The sequence below is a fragment of the Coleofasciculus sp. F4-SAH-05 genome (assembly GCF_040222985.1).
Lineage (GTDB): Bacteria > Cyanobacteriota > Cyanobacteriia > Cyanobacteriales > Coleofasciculaceae > Coleofasciculus > Coleofasciculus chthonoplastes.
Genome location: NZ_JAVKBY010000082.1, coordinates 1 through 20,591 on the forward strand (window position 1 = coordinate 1; position 20,591 = coordinate 20,591).

15 protein-coding genes are annotated in these 20,591 nt (G+C 42.3%); 10 read left to right on the plus strand and 5 right to left on the minus strand.

The annotated features are described in order from the left end of the window. Positions 1-352 precede the first annotated feature (352 nt). Positions 353-1,075 (plus strand): hypothetical protein, encoded by a 723-nt coding sequence (locus RIG27_RS09890; RefSeq protein WP_446344706.1) that lies wholly within the window; start codon positions 353-355, stop codon positions 1,073-1,075. Between the two features lie 837 nt (positions 1,076-1,912). Here RIG27_RS09890 and msrA read toward each other — a convergent pair. Further along, positions 1,913-2,575, minus strand: coding sequence for a peptide-methionine (S)-S-oxide reductase MsrA (msrA, locus tag RIG27_RS09895; RefSeq protein ID WP_446344708.1), 663 nt, complete (start codon positions 2,573-2,575; stop codon positions 1,913-1,915). Positions 2,576-2,897: 322 nt separating this feature from the next. Between msrA and RIG27_RS09900 the strand changes: the two genes are divergently transcribed. Then, on the plus strand, positions 2,898-3,098 hold the full coding sequence (locus tag RIG27_RS09900; RefSeq protein WP_446344710.1) for a hypothetical protein: 201 nt from the start codon (positions 2,898-2,900) through the stop codon (positions 3,096-3,098). A 134-nt stretch (positions 3,099-3,232) separates the two neighbouring features. After that, on the plus strand, positions 3,233-3,910 hold the full coding sequence (locus RIG27_RS09905; RefSeq protein ID WP_446344712.1) for a hypothetical protein: 678 nt from the start codon (positions 3,233-3,235) through the stop codon (positions 3,908-3,910). Between the two features lie 33 nt (positions 3,911-3,943). Here RIG27_RS09905 and RIG27_RS09910 read toward each other — a convergent pair whose 3' ends face one another. Beyond that, a complete protein-coding gene (locus RIG27_RS09910; protein ID WP_446344714.1) occupies positions 3,944-4,870 on the minus strand; it encodes a histone deacetylase family protein in 927 nt (308 codons plus the stop codon). 409 nt (positions 4,871-5,279) lie between these two features. On the opposite strand from RIG27_RS09910, the gene RIG27_RS09915 reads away from it, so the two are divergent. After that, entirely contained in the window at positions 5,280-5,480 is a 201-nt protein-coding gene (locus tag RIG27_RS09915) for a hypothetical protein (RefSeq protein ID WP_446344716.1), read from the plus strand. Between the two features lie 207 nt (positions 5,481-5,687). Continuing rightward, on the plus strand, positions 5,688-6,311 hold the full coding sequence (locus RIG27_RS09920; RefSeq protein WP_446344751.1) for an alpha/beta hydrolase: 624 nt from the start codon (positions 5,688-5,690) through the stop codon (positions 6,309-6,311). 221 nt (positions 6,312-6,532) lie between these two features. Here the strand turns inward: RIG27_RS09920 and RIG27_RS09925 are convergent, their stop codons facing one another. Beyond that, the gene (locus tag RIG27_RS09925; protein ID WP_446344717.1) at positions 6,533-7,156 is read right to left on the minus strand and encodes a Uma2 family endonuclease; all 624 of its coding nucleotides are present in this window, start codon (positions 7,154-7,156) and stop codon (positions 6,533-6,535) included. Positions 7,157-7,691: 535 nt separating this feature from the next. Here RIG27_RS09925 and RIG27_RS09930 point away from each other — a divergent pair. The 3 genes from RIG27_RS09930 to RIG27_RS09940 all read left to right on the plus strand — a co-directional run bounded on the left by RIG27_RS09930 (position 7,692) and on the right by RIG27_RS09940 (position 13,996). After that, positions 7,692-11,258 (plus strand): PAS domain S-box protein, encoded by a 3,567-nt coding sequence (locus tag RIG27_RS09930; protein ID WP_446344719.1) that lies wholly within the window; start codon positions 7,692-7,694, stop codon positions 11,256-11,258. A 130-nt stretch (positions 11,259-11,388) separates the two neighbouring features. Next, a complete protein-coding gene (locus RIG27_RS09935) occupies positions 11,389-12,600 on the plus strand; it encodes a hybrid sensor histidine kinase/response regulator (RefSeq protein WP_446344721.1) in 1,212 nt (403 codons plus the stop codon). Next, the gene (locus tag RIG27_RS09940) at positions 12,593-13,996 is read left to right on the plus strand and encodes a hybrid sensor histidine kinase/response regulator (protein WP_446344723.1); all 1,404 of its coding nucleotides are present in this window, start codon (positions 12,593-12,595) and stop codon (positions 13,994-13,996) included. The genes RIG27_RS09935 and RIG27_RS09940 overlap by 8 nt, the downstream gene beginning before the upstream one ends. Positions 13,997-14,121: 125 nt before the next feature. On the opposite strand, the gene RIG27_RS09945 is transcribed toward RIG27_RS09940, so the two are convergent. Further along, entirely contained in the window at positions 14,122-14,619 is a 498-nt protein-coding gene (locus tag RIG27_RS09945) for a hypothetical protein (RefSeq protein WP_446344725.1), read from the minus strand. A gap of 410 nt (positions 14,620-15,029) precedes the next feature. On the opposite strand from RIG27_RS09945, the gene RIG27_RS09950 reads away from it, so the two are divergent. Both RIG27_RS09950 and RIG27_RS09955 read left to right on the plus strand, forming a co-directional pair. Beyond that, on the plus strand, positions 15,030-17,402 hold the full coding sequence (locus RIG27_RS09950) for a WD40/YVTN/BNR-like repeat-containing protein (RefSeq protein ID WP_446344727.1): 2,373 nt from the start codon (positions 15,030-15,032) through the stop codon (positions 17,400-17,402). A 197-nt stretch (positions 17,403-17,599) separates the two neighbouring features. Next, positions 17,600-19,564, plus strand: coding sequence for an ArnT family glycosyltransferase (locus RIG27_RS09955; RefSeq protein WP_446344729.1), 1,965 nt, complete (start codon positions 17,600-17,602; stop codon positions 19,562-19,564). 132 nt (positions 19,565-19,696) lie between these two features. On the opposite strand, the gene RIG27_RS09960 is transcribed toward RIG27_RS09955, so the two are convergent. After that, positions 19,697-20,560: a sulfotransferase family protein gene (locus RIG27_RS09960; protein ID WP_446344731.1), complete on the minus strand. Its 864-nt coding sequence runs from the start codon at positions 20,558-20,560 to the stop codon at positions 19,697-19,699. Positions 20,561-20,591: the final 31 nt, after the last annotated feature.

Here is a 20,591-nt window from a genome sequence, read left to right on the forward strand (position 1 = left end):
CACGACACCTTGATATGAACGCCAGTATCAGGCTCTGTCGAGTTCAGTTAAGCAATCAGTGAACAGGTTTATAGCTGTAGTGCTGAAGAGAGTAAAAAGCCCGTTTAACATTGTCGAGGCAAACTTTACTTAGTAATAAGGAAAAACTCTGGGACATCATTCCCAAATTCCCCAATTATTAGATTATTTCAGCCAAGACAAGCGTCAGTATTTAGTTCAAGAATTTATCCACCTATTTAATCCCGGCGATTGAGTATCAACAGAATGAAATGGATTAATTGGCGATGATGAACAGATTATCGGTCAAATTCGCGATCGCCTGAAGCCGGGAAATCGCTTGTATAGTTTTGGCGTGGGATCTTCAACGAATCGCTTTTTAATTGAACGGTTAGCGGAATTGGGGCGCGGAACCGCCGAAGTGGTTCCCCCCAATGAATCGGCGGAAGTTGTCGCCCAGGAATTTTTCCAAGAGATTAATAATCCTGTCTTGACGAATATCCAAGTCAGTTGGGAGGGGACAGGAAACGCACCAGAATTCTATCCCCAAAAGGTACGGGATTTATTCGCCAATCAGCCCTTAGTCGTATTTGGACGCAAAGGCGATCGCACGAATGGCAAACTTAAGATTAGCGGAATTTTGGCGGGGGGTCAACCCTACGAAACCACCTTAGATGTGAACTTTGAGGAGGTGCGCGGGAATGGTGCGATCGCGCAACTGTGGGGACGGGCGCGGATTAAGGCATTAATGAATCAAATGTATGGTCGTGAAACGCCAGAGGTAGTTGAAGCGGTGACGGATACAGCACTCAATTATCGCTTGATGTCCAAATATACGTCATTTGTAGCCGTTACTGAAGAAATCCGAGTCGATAACAAGGATGGTAAAAAAGTCAATGTACCCGTTGAGACACCTGAAGGAATGGATAATCAAGGAACAGATACACCATCGAGTGGAAACACCGCTAGTGTACCCGAACCGGATCAGATTATCGGCAATCTCTTTACCCTGCTGTTATTGATAGTTGTCTTTGGGATCAAGCCGTTAAAGAAGGTAATCATAAAAAACCGTTCGTAGAGGCGCACCGACGTGCGCCCGAAAATTCCCCAGGGAAATCCCAAAAATTTGAATTAGAGTAGCGATCGCTAATCACGACGATGACGCATTTCCCTTTTTCGATACGCTGCATGAATTCCTTGATTAGTCTCTCACCAACCGCCTTGGGTTGAAACCCAAGTCTCAAAGCTTGCATTCAGCTTTAGCTGAATGCTGACACAGTACGACTAGATAAAGAAAACTTTTAGCATTGACGTTTACGTTTTAATATTCTAAAGCAAAGCGGATTTAGGGTTGCCCGAAAATGTCACGGGTAAATCCTGATTTGATCAGGGTTTGAGAATGTAGTATGATGTTCTGTAAATCCTGTATTGTGTTTGTTTTAGTGCCAATTTTTAACAGTAAACGCTTCAACGCCTTATAATGCGTTATTTTTTTCGTTATTGCGTCGGCAAATCTTAAATACTACAACTATATTGCACAACTTAATTGCCTAGAGTCATTTCGAGACAGATTTGACAAAAAAACTGTTTAATGCATATTATCCCGGTTCCCAAACAGACGACTCGTGGAATAGGGATGCAACTATCCACGGATTAGAAGAAGCGCGATCGCACTTAATGGTTTAATCTAGTAACGGCACCATGATACTTTCACTTTAGTCCAGCGATCTCTCACGCTGGCTTTTCTGAGATAGCGTGCCAATTTTTTGTCAATAATCGCTGAAACTGTTTTATCTTAGCAGGGGGTTTGGGGCAGGGGGTTTGGGGGAGTTGTAAGACCTACGCTGTAATTTTAATGAGCGCGTTGGGATACACAACTCCCCCAAGTTGATTTAGGTGACTCAATGTTACAACACTACAGAGCCACTGGTGTCGGACAAGTCACATTAGTTCCTCCTAATCCACAATAGCCATTGGGATTCTTGGCTAAGTATTGCTGGTGATAGCCTTCTGCATAGTAAAACTCTGGAGCATCAACAATTTCTGTGGTGATTTCTCCATGACCCGCCTCACTCAGCGCTTTTTGATAGGCGTCTCGTGAAGCTTCTGCGAGTTTCCGTTGACTATCGGAATAGGTATAAATTCCCGAACGATATTGAGTACCCGTGTCATTTCCTTGGCGCATCCCTTGGGTGGGATTATGACTCTCCCAGAAAACTTTCAGCAATTGCTGATAACTGATCACCTTGGGGTCAAATACGACGCGCACGACTTCATTGTGACCGGTCATCCCTGTACAGACTTCTTGATAGGTGGGGTTAGGCGTTATCCCGCCTGCGTAACCCACCGCCGTGACAAACACTCCCTCTTGTTGCCAAAATCTGCGTTCAGCCCCCCAGAAACAGCCCATGCCAAACATTGCCATTTCCATACCCTCGGGGTAAGGGGGTTTAAGAGGATTGCCGTTGACATCGTGGTTGGCTGGAACGGACATGGGTTCTTCCCGTCCCGGTAACGCTTCTTCAGGTTTAGGCAGGCTGAGCTTTTTGCCAAATCCGCCAAATCCAAATAACACCATAAAATTACGACTCCGATTTTGCTGCTATATCTTTACTTTACTTAATATTAGTCATTTGTCATTCGTCATTTGTTGAAGATGACTTGCACTCTAATCGGGGCAGGTTTAGGGATATCAAGGTGACAACCCAACGTTAGTGGTAAAACCCGCCCCCATCTCCCCAGTTGTAAAGATTTAATGAAGCGTCCTGATAGACACTTTTGTGAATGTAGTTTTGTAAAGACCCCAGAAAAAGTCTTGATAGCTGTCAGCCGTCTGGCGGTGGGACACCTAATCTGGATTCTGAAACCGGAGCATTCTACTGATTGAGGTGCGTACTACGATGATACTCCACTCGCTTTGTGCAACGAACCATCCCCAAAAACCCTTGAAGCTGATCATTTGGGAACCGGCTGAAATAACTAACGAGCGTCTTAAACCTTTTTACTTCAAAACCAACTATCTTTGTGAGAATTTGACAGAAGCGATGCAAATTCTGGCTCAAATCAAACATAGTAGTAGAGATTTACTACAAGCCGCTTGACATCTTCCAGGGATGAAGACTGGGGATTCTAGACGAGCGTTAGGTGGGGATGCCAGGTTCAATTTCTCTATCTTCACTTTCCAATGTGGGTTAAATTGTGGCATGATTTTCTCAATATAGAAGAGTAAAAAATCATGCAACCGAACTCGGCAACCCTTTTTTCCTGGCTATTCGGTTTCACCGCTTCGTCCCTGCTGTGTAGTGGTTTATCCGCTCAAGCCCAGACGCCAGACTCTGCCTATTATGGTTATATAACCGTTACTCCCTCTGACTCCGCTCAATCGTCTGGCTCAGCGACTAATAACACCCAGCCAACCCTAGTTTTGATTCAACCCCAAACTGTCGCCGCCGCCACTCCAGAGGTAGCACAAGTCCCTGTGGTTAATCCCCTAAAAATACTGGGACGTAGCTATATCGGCTTAGGTGGGAATATTGGTCTAGATGGTGAGGAAACTAACTTAGGGGAAGGGTCTGTTGTCATTGTCAGTAAAGCCGGGTTTACTGACAATTTTTCCGTACACAATGCGGTCATGTTTGGTGACGAAACCACCACATCACTTACCCTTAGCCTAAATTTTCCGATCAAGACTCCTGTTACCGGACAAACGATTGTGATTCCTTTTGTTGGAGGAGGTGTGCTACTGCAACCTGATGATGACTGGGAAGCTGATCCGTTGGTTTCCGGTGGCGTCGATGTTCCCATCCCTCCCCGATTTACTGGAACAGTGCGTGTCAATGTGGCATTTCCTGAGGATGATGAAACAGATGTGGGACTGGTTTTAGGTGTAGGTTACAATCTGAAACTGTTCTAAGGGTTGATTGTTAATTGTTTGTCTTTGTGGCAACTATTCACCTAGGTTTAAACAGGGTTCAATGGTGGCAATAACGGACTTGGCTAAGGCAGTCAGATCATAGCCTCCTTCTAAGCCAAATAAAATACGGTGAGTCACTTGCAAACAGTACTCCGTGAATACGCCAAAATCTTTTGGCTGTAGGGCAATGCCGGCGAGGGGATCATCAGCATGGGCGTCGTAACCTGCACTGATGAGGAGTAAATCGGGCTGAAATTCACTGAAAAATGGTATCACCCCCTGCTCAAACATGGGTTGGTATTGTGTGAATGTACTGCCTGATGGTATGGGTATATTCAGGACATTATTGTACGCGCCGCGTTCGCGAGGATGACCGGTACCTGGATAGAAGGGATATTGATGGAGTGAACAGTAGACAATTCGGGCATCGTTTTCCACCAGGCTTTGGGTGCCGTTACCATGATGAACATCCCAATCTAAAATGGCGACTTTTTGGATACCCGGTTGTTCTAGGGCATAGTAAGCCGCGATCGCAGCATTGGAAAAGAGACAAAATCCCATCCCCCGTGGACCTTCGGCATGATGTCCAGGAGGACGTGCTAGCACAAATGCCGGGTTGTTACTGGTGAGGACCAGATCAACTCCATCTAACCAAGCGCTGATAGCTAACAGGGCAATATCATAACTCCGGGGAGAAACTCGTGTGTCGCCATCTATCATCCCTCCACCTTCATGGGCGAGTTGTTTGACTAAATTGATGTAATTCGGGTCATGAACTTTTTGCAATAGAGGCATTACCGGACGACTCTCTACGGGTGTAGGTAGCTGCCAATCAACTTTATCTGCCCAGGGTGCAGCGTTTAAGGCGTTGACAATGGCTGTCAATCGTTCTGGGCGTTCGGGGTGGAAACCACCGTTGTCATGATTGAGAAATTCATCAGAGTAAATAACTGGAAACATAGGTTCAGTAAGACGGGCAGCAAAATAGTGCTTTCTATAATTGTATTATTATTAGTTCGGCATTGAGAGTTCAACGTAATGCGAGTTTTCGTTTTAGAAACCTTGACAACTTAACAGTCTTATAGGTGAAAACGCCGATATAGCACAGTTTGACCCGATTTTTCCAAATTTTATCATTGTTTATTTTTCTCCAAACACGGTATAATTTAAAAAAATTTACATATAAATTGGGGAATCTTAATCATTTCTCAATCCAAATTTCAATTAGCCGTAGGGTTACCGTGAAATTTGGAGACGCGATCGCACCTTACTTAATCAATCTACCGCGCGATCGCATGACCTGAATATCTGATAGAGGGTGAGGACATCAGCTTGGCAAACCGTTTAATTCGTTGAGGAGAACGACGAAATGTTTGGGATACAGTCGGAAAGAAGCAAAACTGACCAACAAATTGCTGAACTTCAACAGCGCCTTGATGAAGTCGAGAGACTTTGCGAAGCGACTTGCGATGAGATTCAGGACAAATATGGCGCGGCTATACTAGCGACTATCCTGCGTTCTCATCTAATTAATTCTAGAGTACCGCGTTCAAGGGTGATTAATTCATGAATAGACACCCTACTGTATTTTATTTTCACTCATCAGCAAGATCCGCGATCGCTAACAGTTATCGTTGAGAGCAACATGGCATTAATGGGACGGCGATTTTTCGGACGAGGCTGTGCCGCATTTGCAACAGTCTTGGGCGTGAAGGCTTGCCAAAACCGTTCTCCATCTGCTAGAAATCCAACAACCTCTGATTTAGGATCTCAGTCTTTGTCTTTAGAATCTGTCACTATTGAACCGACCAATGGTCAATCCCCAACCCATTTAATGGCGTGCTTACATGGCTGGGGGGCTAACTCTCAGGATTTAGTTCCATTAGCCTCAGCATTAGACTTACCCAATGTCCAGTTTCTATTTCCCAATGCTCCGTTTCCTCATCCCAATGTCCCCTGGGGCAATGCCTGGTATGCCTTAGAAAGCGAAAATCATTGGGGGTTAGAGGAAAGCCGTCAAAAGTTGATCGACTGGTTAACCTCTCTGGAAGAAAGTACAGGCGTTCCCCTATCCCGCACCATTTTAAGTGGATTTTCCCAAGGGGGAGCGATGGCATTAGATGTGGGGTTAAGATTACCCTGCGCCGCCTTAGTTGCAATGAGTGGCTATTGGCATGATTCAGCGCAACTGACGCGGGAATCGTTACCCCCAGTTTTGATGGTACATGGTAGACAAGATCCAGTTGTTCCTATCAGTAAGGCACAACACGCCAGAGACAATTTAAAGGCGTTGGGAATCACGGTGACGTATCAGGAATTTGATATGGCGCATCAGATTCTACCAGAGGTTTTGATGGTGGTACGGCGTTTTGTGCTGGATGTTATTGGCTCAAGTTCTTAAGCTAAAACGCATTTAAATTGTGTATTCTCTGTTGCCTGTTGCCTGTTGCCTGTTGCCTTTCAGGGTTTTAGGTAAGCTGTCATGCATTTAAATTGGGTATTAGTAGCGAGCAAGATGCAAAGCCTGCGGCATGGCTTCGCTTAACGCACTACAAGGATTTCTTGATTATTGACATTAAGGTTTAAATGCCGAACAGCTTAGGGTGTCGGGAAGATAAACGATTACATCGCCATTCCTAATGTGCTACTATTAAAAATTTGTTTCGCTGTGAGTTGTAACTCTGGAAAGATAGAGGATACGAGCAAATCCTCTCCCCGAAATAATTGCTTTTGATACTCATCTTCAACTAAGTTACAAATAGTTAGAGTTGGCTGTTTAGGTTTACCAATATACTCTCTACCACCAATTCCCAGATAGTCCATAATCCAATATTCAGGAATTCCTAAAATGGCATAATCTTCAACCTTTCGAGCATAGTCATTTTGCCAATTAGTACTGACAACTTCAACAACTAGCTTGATAGTTTTTCCTAGAGTGATGACAGGTTCTTGCTGCCACAAGGGTTCATGGATTAATTGAGTTTGATCTAAAACGATTACATCAGGACGAAAGGCGGTATCTGTTCCTAAAAGTCTGATCAAACAACGATGGGGAATACAATAAGGATTATCATGGCGGTCAATCTCAACGTTCAACTTGCGCCCAACAAAAGCTGCAACTTGTTCATGGGTTCCAGTGGGTTCCATTTCGATTAATTCCCCATCAATTAGTTCATAGCAATTATCGTCACCATAGTGAGTGATGAATTCATCAACGGATATCAGTTTCGCTGCTGATTGAACCATAGTTAGGATTTACTGAATAAGTTGGGGTTGTGGGGGAAGGCAACAGGCAACAGGCAATAGTTGGTTATCATGAATCGCACTCCATCATCCTATCCGTAGGGTGGGCATTGCCCACCAACCACTCTATTACAGTTTGAAAACAAAGGGAAAGCACACAAGTTCACATTTCCATCCTCTGCACAAAAGTGCTAAGACTAGGCTGGAAATAACCCAAAATTATAGTACAAACGTTTTAATCCTTATCACCCTTGCCCATCCTATATAAATCGACTTGCCTGGGGATGGTGCAAGACTTAACTCATACGTTGCTAAGTTACAGTATAGTAGTTTACAAATACTGGATGGATCACCCCCAATTTTTTGTCTTTACCGCTGAATCGTTTTTTGGGGGGAATTTCTCCACCAACGTTTGGAATCAACTCAAATTAGACCTGATCCGATATGTATCGTGATGGTGCTGTAGTCAATGGGATGAGCAGCGGTTGTTTACATCACATCCTAACGGATGAGAGTCAATCAATAAATAGTATACGCTATGTATAGCAACAGTGAAAGTCACTCTTTATCCCTATTTCAGGCACTGTTTAATCAAGCGCTCGACGCCATGGCGATCGCGGATGATCAAGGACAGTATGTTGAGGTCAATCCGGCGGCTTGTCAGCTGTTTGGTTTATCTAGAGAGGAACTCTTAGGATGCCGCATCTCAGACTTTGCTGACTTGGAGTTTGATTTCTCCCAGGGGTGGCGTATGTTTCTGGAACAGGGACAGGTAAAGGGGGAGTTTCGTCTCCGGCGCAGGGATGGGACAATCCGGGAGACGGAATATGCCGCAACTGCTAATGTGATCCCCCATCGCCATTTATCCGTTTTGCGAGATATTACCGATCGCAAACAGGTAGAAGCCGAGTTGCGCCAAAGTGAAGAACGCCTCAACCTGGCTCTCTATGCGGCTCAGATGGGCATTTGGGACTGGAATCTGTTGACGAATCAGATTCGTTGGTCAGAGCATCATGAACTGCTGTTTGGCTTGACTCCAGGGACTTATGATGGCACATACGCGAAGTTTGAGGCTTGTATTCATCCGGATGACCGAGAAGCTGTTAAACAAGCGGCGAACCGTTCTCAGTTAGAACAACATGAGTATGATCATGAATTTCGGGTAGTGTGGTCAGATGGGAGTATTCACTGGATTGAGGGGAAGGGAAAATTTATTTATGATCAAACAGGTCAAGCGGTGCGGATGCTCGGTACAGTTATTGATATTAGCGATCGCAAACAAGCTGAAACCCAAATCTATCGCTTGAATGCTGAGTTAGAACAACGAGTCATTGAGCGTACCCAAGAACTCCAGCGTACTAATGACAACTTAAAACATGAAATTCAGGAACGCCAACGCGCTGAAGCTGCGGTGCATCTGCAAGCTCAACAAGAACGGTTAATCAGTGCGATCGCCCAACAGATTCGCCAGTCTTTAGATCTGAATCAGATTCTTAACACCACCGTAACCCAAGTGCAGCAATTGTTGGCTTGCGATCAGGTGGTGATTTACCAGACTCATCGCGATGGTACGGGAAACCTTGTCGCCCAAGCCTTAGCGTCAGACTGTTCGGTTTCCCAGGAACATTCCCTCGCTGACTTAATCTTTCCCCCAGCTTGTCATCAATTTTACTGTCGCGGGGAAATACATACCATTGCTGATGTTGAACGGGATGAAATCGTACCCTGTTTGGCTGATACCGTCAGGCAGCTTGGGGTTAAATCCAAACTGGTGATGCCGATTCTGGAGAATGAAACCCTTTGGGGATTACTGATTGCTCATCACTATACCACCAGGAGACAATGGCAGCCGTGGGAAGCTGAACTCCTCTGTTCATTAACGACTCAAGTCACAATCGCCATCCAACAAGCCGAACTCTATTCCCAGCTTCAAGCCGAATTAAAGGAACGTCAACAAATCCAACAAGAACGCGATCGCTTGTTTAATCTCTCTGTAGATATCCTAGGGATTGTTAACTTTGAGGGATACTTTATTGATGTCAACCCAGCGTTCGAGAAAATCCTGGGTATCTCCTCTGACGCCATTAAAGCCCAACCGTTTATCGAATGGGTTCATCCCGAGGATCGGGAAGCGACTCAGGCGCAAATGAGAAAACTGGCATCCGGGATTACCATCAAGTCCTTTGAGAATCGGTATTGCTCTCAAGATGGATCATACCAATGGTTTTCTTGGACAGCGGTACCGTTTGTGCAAGAACGATTAGTTTATGTGGTTGCTCACGATATCACTGAACGTAAACAGGCAGAACAAGCCCGACAAGAAAGTGAACAGCGCTTTCGCACCGTAGCTGATTTTACTTATGACTGGGAATATTGGCGAGATCCCGATGGTAGCTTTATTTATGTTTCTCCCTCTTGTCAACGGATCACCGGCTATCAGGCTGAGGAATTCCTCCATGATTCCCGCTTACTTGAGGCAATTATCCATCCCGATGATCGCCAGAGAATTACTAAACATATCCGTGAACAGTTAGACAATCCCCATGTCTACTCAACAGACTTTCGCATCATTACTCGCACCGGATCGATCCGTTGGATTGCCCATGCTTGTCAACCTGTTTATAGTAAGGATAGACGATGGCTAGGTCAACGAGCCAGCAACCGCGATATTAGCGATCGCAAGCAAACGGAAGAAAGTTTAAATATTATTTACCAATGTGGCGAACATTTACTCACGCTAATTAATGATATTTTAGACTTTTCTAAGATTGAATCCCAGAAATTAGAACTTAACCCAACTGAGTTTCATTTGCCAACCTTTCTCAGCAGCATCGGTAGTCTTTTTCGTCTGCGTGCTAGCCAAAAAGAGATTGACTTTACATACAAACTCTTATCTCCTCTTCCCCAGACTGTTATCGCTGATGAGAAACGGTTGCGACAGGTTCTGATCAACTTACTCAGTAATGCAGTGAAGTTTACAGATCAGGGTAGCGTGACGTTTAAAGTTGGCTATGTTGAAGATGTAGAGACGTGCCATGGCGCATCTTGTCATGGCGCGTCTTATCATGGCGCATCTTATGGCGCGTCTCAATGCGTAGGGGCGGGTTTGACGGATAACGTTACCCAAGACGTAACTAAACCCGCCCTGCTTAGGGAAGGGGATATAATGCCCCAATCCCCAATCACCAAGATTCGTTTTCAAGTTGAAGATACGGGGATTGGCATAGACTCGAAAAAATTAAGCGAAATCTTTTTACCCTTCCATCAAGTGAGCGATCGCACCCACGCCGTCGAAGGGACAGGATTGGGACTTGCTATCAGCCAGAAGCTGGTTCAGCTTATGAGTAGCGCGATTCAGGTTAGTAGTACTTTGGATCAAGGTAGTATATTTTGGTTTGATTTAGAGTTGTCTGACGTTTCAGGAGGACAAGCGTCGGAACCATTGTGCGATCGCCGAATCATTGGCGTTAAAGGACAACAGCAAACTCTTCTCATTGTTGATGATAATTCGATTAATCGGTCTTTCTTACGAGAATTCCTCAAACCGTTCGACTTGAACATTTTTGAAGCCGTCGATGGTCAAGATTGTTTACAAAAGGCAGTTGAGATTCAGCCTGATCTGATCTTAATGGACTTAATCATGCCGGGACTAGATGGTTTGACCGCAACGCGGCGACTGCGCCAATTGCCTCAGTTTGAAAAGACCGTTATTATTGCCATATCCGCTAATGTTTTCGAGACAACCCAGCAGGAGAGTTTAGCGGCTGGATGCCAAGCCTTTCTCTCAAAACCTGTGCCAATCCAGCAACTCCTGGAATTATTGATTGTTTATTTAGATGTGGAAGGAATTTATGAAGAACTCAGAGATTCAACAACGATTGAATTGGAAACCAATACTATACTCCTGGTTCCTCCCCCTGCTTCAGAACTAGCTATTTTGTCGGAATTGTTGGCAATGGGGGATATTCAAGGCATGATCGATCAAGCGCGGCATTGGGAAGACGTAAGCAGTCAATGGAGTCCTTTTGCTACACAAATTCATCATCTCGCTAGAGGGTTTCAGCTCAAAAAAATAGAGCAAATTATTAATCAATATACCTCGTGAATAAACCTTAACTTATAAGCCCTAATGTATAAGCTATCAGTTATAAACAAAGCACTATGGCTTATGTCAATGTAATTCATGTATCGGGTAAATTTCTAAATGTAAATATAGTTTTAATTGGTTAACCTTTATGGATAATTCAACCCCCAAAAACCCCAAGCTATTGATTGTTGACGATCAACCTCATAACCTAGGTATTTTGTTTGACTTTTTGACGCGATCAGGCTTCAAAATATTTGTGGCGTTAGATGGTGAAAGTGCCATTCAGCGAACCGAAGTCACTCAACCTGATCTGATTATTTTAGATGTGATGATGCCAGGAATTGATGGGTTTGAAACCTGTAAACGATTGAAACAAAATCCATCCACTCAAGATATTCCGATCATCTTTATGACCGCGCTTTCAGACACAGTAGATAAAGTTCAAGGCTTTAAGCTAGGTGCTGTTGATTATATCACGAAACCCATTCATCAAGAAGAAGTGCTGAGTCGAATTCAGACTCACATAAAGCTATATCATCTGCAAAATCAACTGCAAACTAAAACAGAAGAACTTGCTCACTTAAATCAGAATTTAGAAGAAATTGTTCAAGCTAGAACTCAACAACTCATCGAGCAAGAAAAAACCGCTTTAATCGGACGACTGACTCAAGGTATCGTGCATAATTTACGAAATCGCATTCAACTTATCATATCTTATAAATGTTTAGCGACGGGAGAAATGACTGAAGAAGCTGTTTCTCCAGAAACGACATTCGCTTATATGGAAAAAATGGCTGAAGCTGCCTGGGATATGAGCCAAATCCTGGATAATCTCATGCACAAGAGCAAAATGGATCACTCCTTGCAGTTAACTTCGCTTAATATTAATGATATCTTAAAAAAAGAACTCGATTTTTGGCAGGCTAACCTTCAATTAAAACATAAGGTTAAAAAAAAATATGTTTTGGATGAGCATATTCCATTAATCTCTTTAGTTTATACTGATATCTCCCAAATTTTGGATAATTTAATCAGTAATGCCCTAGATGCTATGTGGGATAAGGAAGAACAAATGTTAACAATTATCACCCGGCAGGATGAAGACAATCTTTACATTGATGTCCAAGATACAGGGTGTGGAATAGCCCCAGAAGATCTATCCAAAGTTTTTGATCCATTTTATACCACTAAACCATTGAAGGGTGAGGAAAAACAGCGAAATCAACCCACAGGTACAGGACTAGGTATTTATACTTGTATGCAGATATTAAAAGGTTTTGGGGGGGATATCAACGTAACCAGTGAACTCAACAAAGGAAGTATTTTTACTGTGAGAATACCCAAGCAAAACAATGGATAAAAAAGCAGACCAAGGAAATTTATTAATTGTTGAAGATAATCCCACGAATCTTAGTTTTCTGTTTAATTATTTGACAAAATCCGGATTCAAAGTGCTGGTCGCAACGGATGGAAAAACAGCGATCCAGCGCGTTGAAGCGGCTCAACCAGATCTGATTTTGTTGGATGTAATGATGCCAGGAATTGATGGGTTTGAGGTTTGTAAACGACTTAAAGAAAATCCTTCAATGCGGGATATTCCAGTCATTTTTATGACAGCACTTTCAGATACCCTTAACAAGGTTCATGGATTTGAGATTGGCGCTGTTGATTATATTACCAAACCGATTCATCCGGAAGAGGTAGTCAGCCGAATTCAAACTCACCTGACGCTACGGAACCTGCAAAAAGAACTGCAAGCCAAAAATGAACACTTATTACAATCCCAACAGCAAGAGAAGCAAAGATCCTTGGAACTTGAAGAGGCATTACACAAGCTGCAACAAACAGAAGTTCAATTAATTCAAGCTGAGAAAATGTCTTCCTTTGGCAAAATAGCGGCAGGTATTGCCCACGAAATTAATAATCCAGTTAACTTTATATATGGCAACCTATACCACGCTAATGAATATATTCAAGACCTCTTTGAGCTGATTACACTTTACACACAAACGTATACACATCCAACTGAGAAAATTAATCGCAAAATTCAGGAAATTGAGTTAGATTTTATTCAATCTGATTTACCTAAACTTCTAGAATCAATGCAGGTAGGGGCTGAACGAATTCGCCAAACTGTATCGTTACTCAAGAATTTCTTCCATTTACATGAAGCTGAGTTGAAGTTCGTCGATATTAATCAAGATATTAATAACACTCTCTTGCTCTTAGAGTACCACTTAGACGCTAAAGCCGGACGACCTAGAATTGAGGTGATCAAAAATTATGGTAGTTTGCCTCTTGTGAAATGTTATGCCAGTGAACTCAATCAAGTATTTATGAATATGCTTACCAATGCTATTGATGCTTTAGATGAGAAGTATGGCAAACTCAAACTAGAGGGTGAAATGTGGTTAATTAGAGGGGATAGGAAAATAGGGGAAGAAGAGGAAGAATTTGTGCGATCGCCACTCACTCCCGATCAATCCCAAACCCCTACTATTGAGATTAGTACCGAGAGTGTAGACGAGGCAAAGGTGATTATCCGCATTGCAGATAACGGATCAGGAATGACAGATGAGGTACACCAGAAGCTATTTGATCCATTCTTTAGCACCAAATCCGTCGGTTCTGGAACGGGTTTAGGATTAACAATTAGTTACCAAATCATCGTGGAAAAGCACCGAGGTCAATTATGGGTCACGAGTGAAATGGGAAAGGGTACAGAGTTTGTGATTGAGATTCCGATTCAATCGTAAAAGGCAATAGGCAATAGTGTAATGGTTGTAGGTTGGGTTGACAAAGTAAACCCAATAGACTTAGCTGAGAAGCTAAGTTTTTTACCTGTAATTTTGCCCACCTACTTAAGTTAAGTTTTGAAGACTTAACGGGAAAAATCCTGAGCATCAATACAGGTAGCTAGGGCACCCTCTACAGAAAAATCAATTTCGCGACTCAAACCAATTACGCATTCAGAAAAACGCAAGGGTAGAAGACTGCGACGACAGTTTGCCAGCACCGAAACCGGATCAGAACCTTGAGTATGCTGGTTAACATCAATAGTACAGCTTGCCAATTCCTTGGGACGTCGGACACGCATACAAGCGAATAATGCTTCATCAGCCGCAATTGGGGTTAACTCTTCGATTTTCAGCACACAGAGGGATAAATCCTTAGGTTCAAGCGCCTCAGCACAAGTTCTGGCTGCATTTTCCCTGGAGATACCCGCACGTAGGAGTTCTGCGGCGCAGATTTGAAACTGATCGACACCAGCACTGACAGGACTAGCAGGAAAGGCTAGGGTAAATAGACTTGCTGTAACGAGCTGACTGGCACAAATTTGCCAAAAATGACGATTGCTAACACGATTTTTCCTGTTCATGGGGTTTTCTGGTGAACGATATCCTACGCTAGGATAACCGATTTACAGTCGTTTTCAAGCAGATGAGGGAAAACACAGGGGGAGGCTGGGGAGGCTGGGGAGGCTGGGGGAGCTGGAGAAGCATATAGCACTTTCCGCTCTTATGGGATACGTTTGATCCCCCTCACATCCCCCATGGAACCAAAAGAATCGAATTATTCCGAATCAAACGAATAACTATCGCTATTCTACTTACAATCAGGGTTCTTACGTCTTTACAAAAACGTTGAAAAAATTAACAAAATTTAATTTTCCTAAAATAGAAAATCTGCTAAAGTATCATTGTTTAGCTAATAGGCGTTGTTAAACATTGCCTTTTCAGTGAAACATTGGCATTTTTTTAGTATTTTTTTATTTTGCTTGGGGTGTATATGTTTATTAATAAGTGGTTAAAATCTACTCACAGCACTAGACAAAAGGTTGGGCTTTTACTTAAAAAAGTTTTTATCGGATTTTTCCTGGTATTAGCGCTTTTTGGCTTGACGGCACAACCCGCTTTAGCTCATAGACCTCATGATGTTGTCACTCAAGTTGACTTGTCTCCGAAGTATCAGCAAGAGCAAGATTTATTTATTATCGTGCGTGGCAATTTATTTAAGTCAGTGGATGGAGGATCTTCCTGGCAAAGAATTGTCAATGGCTTAGATAATCGATCAAGTTTAGCGAGTTTATCTATTTCTCCAACAAATTCGATACTCTTCGTGTCATCTTTTGGAGATGGCATATATAAATCCTCCGATGGCGGAAATTCATGGCAAAACGTTAATAATGGATTAGAAAGTTTAAATATTGAAGTCCTAGAGATAGCTCCTAATGCTCCTGATTTTGTTTTAGCGGCGGACAGCGAAGGTGGACTCTATAAAACCGATGATGGTGGTGTAACTTGGAATCAAGTTTTAGATAATTCGAGTAAAATTAAGACGATTAGCTTTATTCCAGATAATCCAAGTTCTATCGTTATTGGAGATGAAGAAGGAACTATCTATGTCTCAGGCAATCGCGGGGAAACATGGCAAGCGGCTTCTCCTATTGAAAATAGTGGTGCAATTACAACTCTAGTGGTTTCGCCCAATTTTTCTTCCGATCAAACTATTTTTGTTGGCACAGAAAAAGGCGGGGTACTGCAAACAACCGATTTGGGCGGCTCATTCACACCGTTAAATCAGGGACTGTCTGACCCGTCCATTCAAGATATTGTTATTTCACCCAGTTATGTCAACGATAACACCCTCTTTGCCTCAACCTGGAATGACGGCTTCTTTTACTCCCAAGATGGGGGGGAAACCTGGAAAAAATCAAGTCAAGGCTTAGTTAAAGAAAGTCAAGCTGATCAAATGAAGAGTCCTCATTTTACGGACTTAACTATTTCTGATAATACTCTGTTCTTAGGTGGATTTGATGGTCTTTTTAAATCTACGGACAAGGGTCAGAGTTGGCAATTATTAGAAACCTTATTACCCGAAACAATTGTTGCTCTAGCTGTATCTCCTGATTACAAAAATGACTCAATTGTTGCCATTGCTCCTTATGTCGGTGATCCCTATATTAGTAACGATGCTGGGATAAACTGGACTCAGAGGTATCAAGGGTTAGAATCTCCCTATTTAACCCGAAGTTTTGACAAACAAGATCAAGATCCACGACGGTTTTTCGATATTGCCTTTTCTCCAAATTACGGTTCTGATCAAACAATATTTGCCACTCTATTATGGGATAATTTTTTAAGGTCAACGAATGGAGGTAAAAGTTGGCAAAGAACTCAACTTCCAAAAGTTCCTAAGTATTCTACGCGGGGAATGACCATTGCAACTTCCCCTGCCTTTGACTCCGATAAAACTATTTACTTACTCACCCAGCAAGGTGTTATTTACAAGTCAACCAACGCCGGGAAAAAATTCTCAGTTCTCAGCAAAATTGGTAAAGACTTTAGTAATGAAACAGCGTCCATCGTCATCTCTCCAGATTTCCCATCTGATCCAACTCTTTACGCATCTAGCTCTGATCCTGGAGTTTTTCAGTCTAGTGATGCAGGTAAAACTTGGCAATCTGTTAGTGAAGACAGTAGTTTAGGTAAAACTAGCAGTATCCGCTTTGCAATTTCCCAAAATTACCAGGCGGATAAAACTGTTTTTGCGGGGACTGACCGAGGACTTTTTGTAACAACCGATGCTGGAAAAACATGGGACAAGTTATCGAGTTCTGCTAATATCGAAAACGGCTATATCGAAGGCGTCAGCATATCACCGAATTATCAAAGCGACCAAACATTCATTGTTAGTGTCCGAGGTGAGGGATTATTTAAAACCGTTAATCGAGGACAAGCCTTTACACCAATTGGCAATAATGACCTAGCATTTGCCCGCATCAATAACGTCCCTTGTGCGGGTAAACCTATCCAATTTTCACCCGCCTACGCCACAGATAATACCCTGTATGGATTTGGGTCAGCCAAATCAGAAATCTTTAAATCGACCGATGCCGGTAATACATGGGAAATAATGGAACTTCCGGAACATGAAGACCAAGAACCTGGATTACTCAGATCAATTAATCTCGTGTTGTATGTTTACAGGGGTCAAACGCTGAGGTTGCTACTGTCTCTAATCGCGGCTTTATTGGCTTACTTTGTTTTAGGGTATCTCGGGTTAGAAAAACGATTACCATTGAAGAAAATACAGATTCAAGCCTTGGGTACGTTTGTCGTATTTTTGGGATCGGTAATTGTCTTGTTCAAAATATTATAGATGGTACTGACTCATCTTAAGCAAAGTGTCAATTTCCATGGTGTCATGTCCGGTTGAATACTTACACCTAGGTGGAGACAAGCCAGAGGGCAGAAGGAAATAACAGTTTTTCTAGTGGGTTGCTTTTGGCTTTTTATAAGGATTTAAGTTAACACAATTAAAAAATTAAAACCTGTGATATTGCGAGGAAATTAATCATGTTCAATGTATTGCCATTGTTATCCTTAGTTTTTTTATTCTTAATTTTCGCATCCTCTCAGCGAAGTTGGCGGTATTCTTTATTAGCAGCGCTAATTATCTGGGGAGTAATTTTAACAGCCATCACTGAACTGTTGAGTCTTCTAAAACTTTTGAACTTTGGTTGGTTGCTCGTCCTTTGGTTAGCTATTGATATCGGACTGATTGCCACATATTGGCGGTTTTATGGTAAAAGTAACTACCTAATTAGCCATTCCAAAAACCACTTAAAAAAAATAGTTAAACTACCGTTTTTTTCGCAGCTATTAGTTGGCGGTGTTACCTTAATTGTTGCGGTAGTCGGTTTAATTGCTCTGGTAGCGCCACCGAACCACTCGGATTCAATGGAATATCACATGAGCCGTGTGGTTCACTGGATACAAAATTATAGTCTGGCTCATTATCCCACAACTACTCTAGAACAGCTCTATCAAAATCCCTGGTCAGAATTCGCCATCACTCATTTTCAGATTCTCAGTGGCGGCGATCGCTTTGCTAATCTGATTCAATGGGGCAGTATGGTGGCTAGCCTAATTGGAGTCTCCTTAATTGCCAAACAACTAGGCGCTCAATCACGGGGGCAAATTCTGTCTGTGGTTTTTTGTGCGACAATTCCCATGGGAATTCTCCAAAGTTCCAGTACAAACAATGACTATGTTGTGGCGCTTTGGTTGGTATGTTTTGCCTACTTTACGCTTTTGACCCTAAAAGAGGGAGTTAATTTCACTTATACCTGCCTGTTAGGAGCAAGTTTAGGTCTAGGAATTTTAACCAAAGGAACAGCCTACATCTATGCCTTTCCTTTTTGCCTGTGGTTAGCATTCTGGGGTATTCAGACGCTGGGTTGGCGAGTCTGGAAACCTGTGCTTATTGTCTTAGGGATAATGATGGCGATTAATCTGAATCATTACATCCGGGATTTTTCGCTGTTTGGCTCTCCTCTCGGTCTATCGACAGGTGAAACGAATAAAGAGTTTAGTTTAGTCATCTGGATATCCAGCCTTAGCAAAAACTTATCGTTACACGCTGATTTTGTTCGGTATTTTGGCTTAGAAAAAATAATCACACCGACAACTGGAATCACGAATAAAGTTATTCAAATACTACACCAAGTTTTAGGGTTAGATATCAATGATATTCGGACAATGAGTCCAAAAGTATCTAAATTTTATGTTCCCGCATTATCCACTTACGAAGATACCGCAAGCAATCCAGGACATTTATTATTAACGGGTATATCGTTTTTATTTCTAATCATTAACAAACACTTGAGAAAGAACTCACGTTTAGTCACATATTTTGTTGTTGTATTAGCTGGATTTTTACTCTTTTCTCTTCTATTTACGTGGTCACCTTGGCGTTGTCGGCTTCATTTACCCGTTTTCATTCTATTCGCTCCATTTGTGGGAATCGTTTTATCGAAATCTTTAAATTATAGAATTACGAATGGTTTAGCCGTTCTTCTCATTGTTCTTTCCTATCCGTGGGTTTTACAGAATTCAACTCGCCCTTTGTTAGGAGAGAATAGTGTTTTAACTACACCCAGACTTGACCAATACTTCATCACTCAGCAACAATTCCAAACCCCCTACGCAGAAGCCGTTAAGGTTATCCAATCTCAAAATTGCTCGAATATTGGCTTGCTCTTAGAAGGTACTTCGTTTGAATACCCCTTATGGAGACTTTTTCAGCAGGATCAGCCAGAGAGCAGGATTCGATTTGTTAACGTGAACAATGAGTCAGCCAACGTTCGTCCTTCTGTGAATGTTGAACCTTGTGCAATTCTGTCAATCACGACAATCAAGACAGGAGCGGAACAGGAAAAAGAATTGATTCATGCTCAAACCCTTTACCCAAAATATTGGTCTACAGATTTTGCTAAAGGTTCAGGAAAGGGAAGTGTTCAAGTCTTTCTCAAACAATAAGCTGTCATGCATTTAAATTGGGAATGGGCAGCGAGCAAGATGCAAAGCCTGCGGCATGGCTTCGCTTAACGCACTATAAGGATTCGCTATTATTGACATTAAGGTTTAAATTGCCGAACAGCTTAAGCAATTTTAATTGTAGTCTACATGATCAATCGTGCGGCAATAGTCAGATAACGTTGCAGAACATTGCTCGAAGTGTAGATTCGCTTTATCGATTAAATCTGGAGAAATTGTCGGGTTTAATTTTCTCTGATTTCGGATAATTTTACCGGCTTTAATATTTCCCTTAGAATCACCGATGCTTGGCATCCCCGTTGTTCTAAGAACTTCATAGTGTTCGGAAAAATTTTCTCTCGTTTCTAAAACGTCCTTTAACGCCATGAATACTGAATCCGTCTGATCTAAGAGTTGCTGATAGGTGAAAAAAAGACTGCGTTGTTTACGATTGATGAGTTGAGCATATCTGACTAAACTGGATAAGCGATTAATGTAGTAATGACAAGCTGTTTCTTGATCCCAATGGGGTTTTAAATCCATGATGCTGGCGAGACTCCGCTGCGGTTCTCTTAAGAGAAAGACAGCGTAGACTTGCTGAGAGTTCAAGATATCTTCGGTTAAAAATTTGTTGTCATGTAAAACCTTATCTAAAACATAATTTTGATTCATCTGTAATTTTTCCAAGTCTTCAATTTTAGTAAATTCGCGTGAACTTAAATAAACTTTCACAAAAAGCTTTTTAAAGTCTTGTTCTGAAGCATATTGAATATGGGTTTCACCATAACCGATAATTTCAGGATTAGAATTCAACAGATGAGTCAGTAACGATGACCCCGATCGCATGTGACTAAGAACTAACAGAATCCGGTACGGTTGCCCTCGTCCAACGATGGTATACGGATCAGCAAGGGTGTTAATCCGAAAGTTGAAGTATCCAGCCACGAGATCATTTTTATACAGTCGAATTCTATGACGTAGTGCTTTGATTTGTTTCATAGTATGCTAATTAACCTGTTAGAAATAGGAT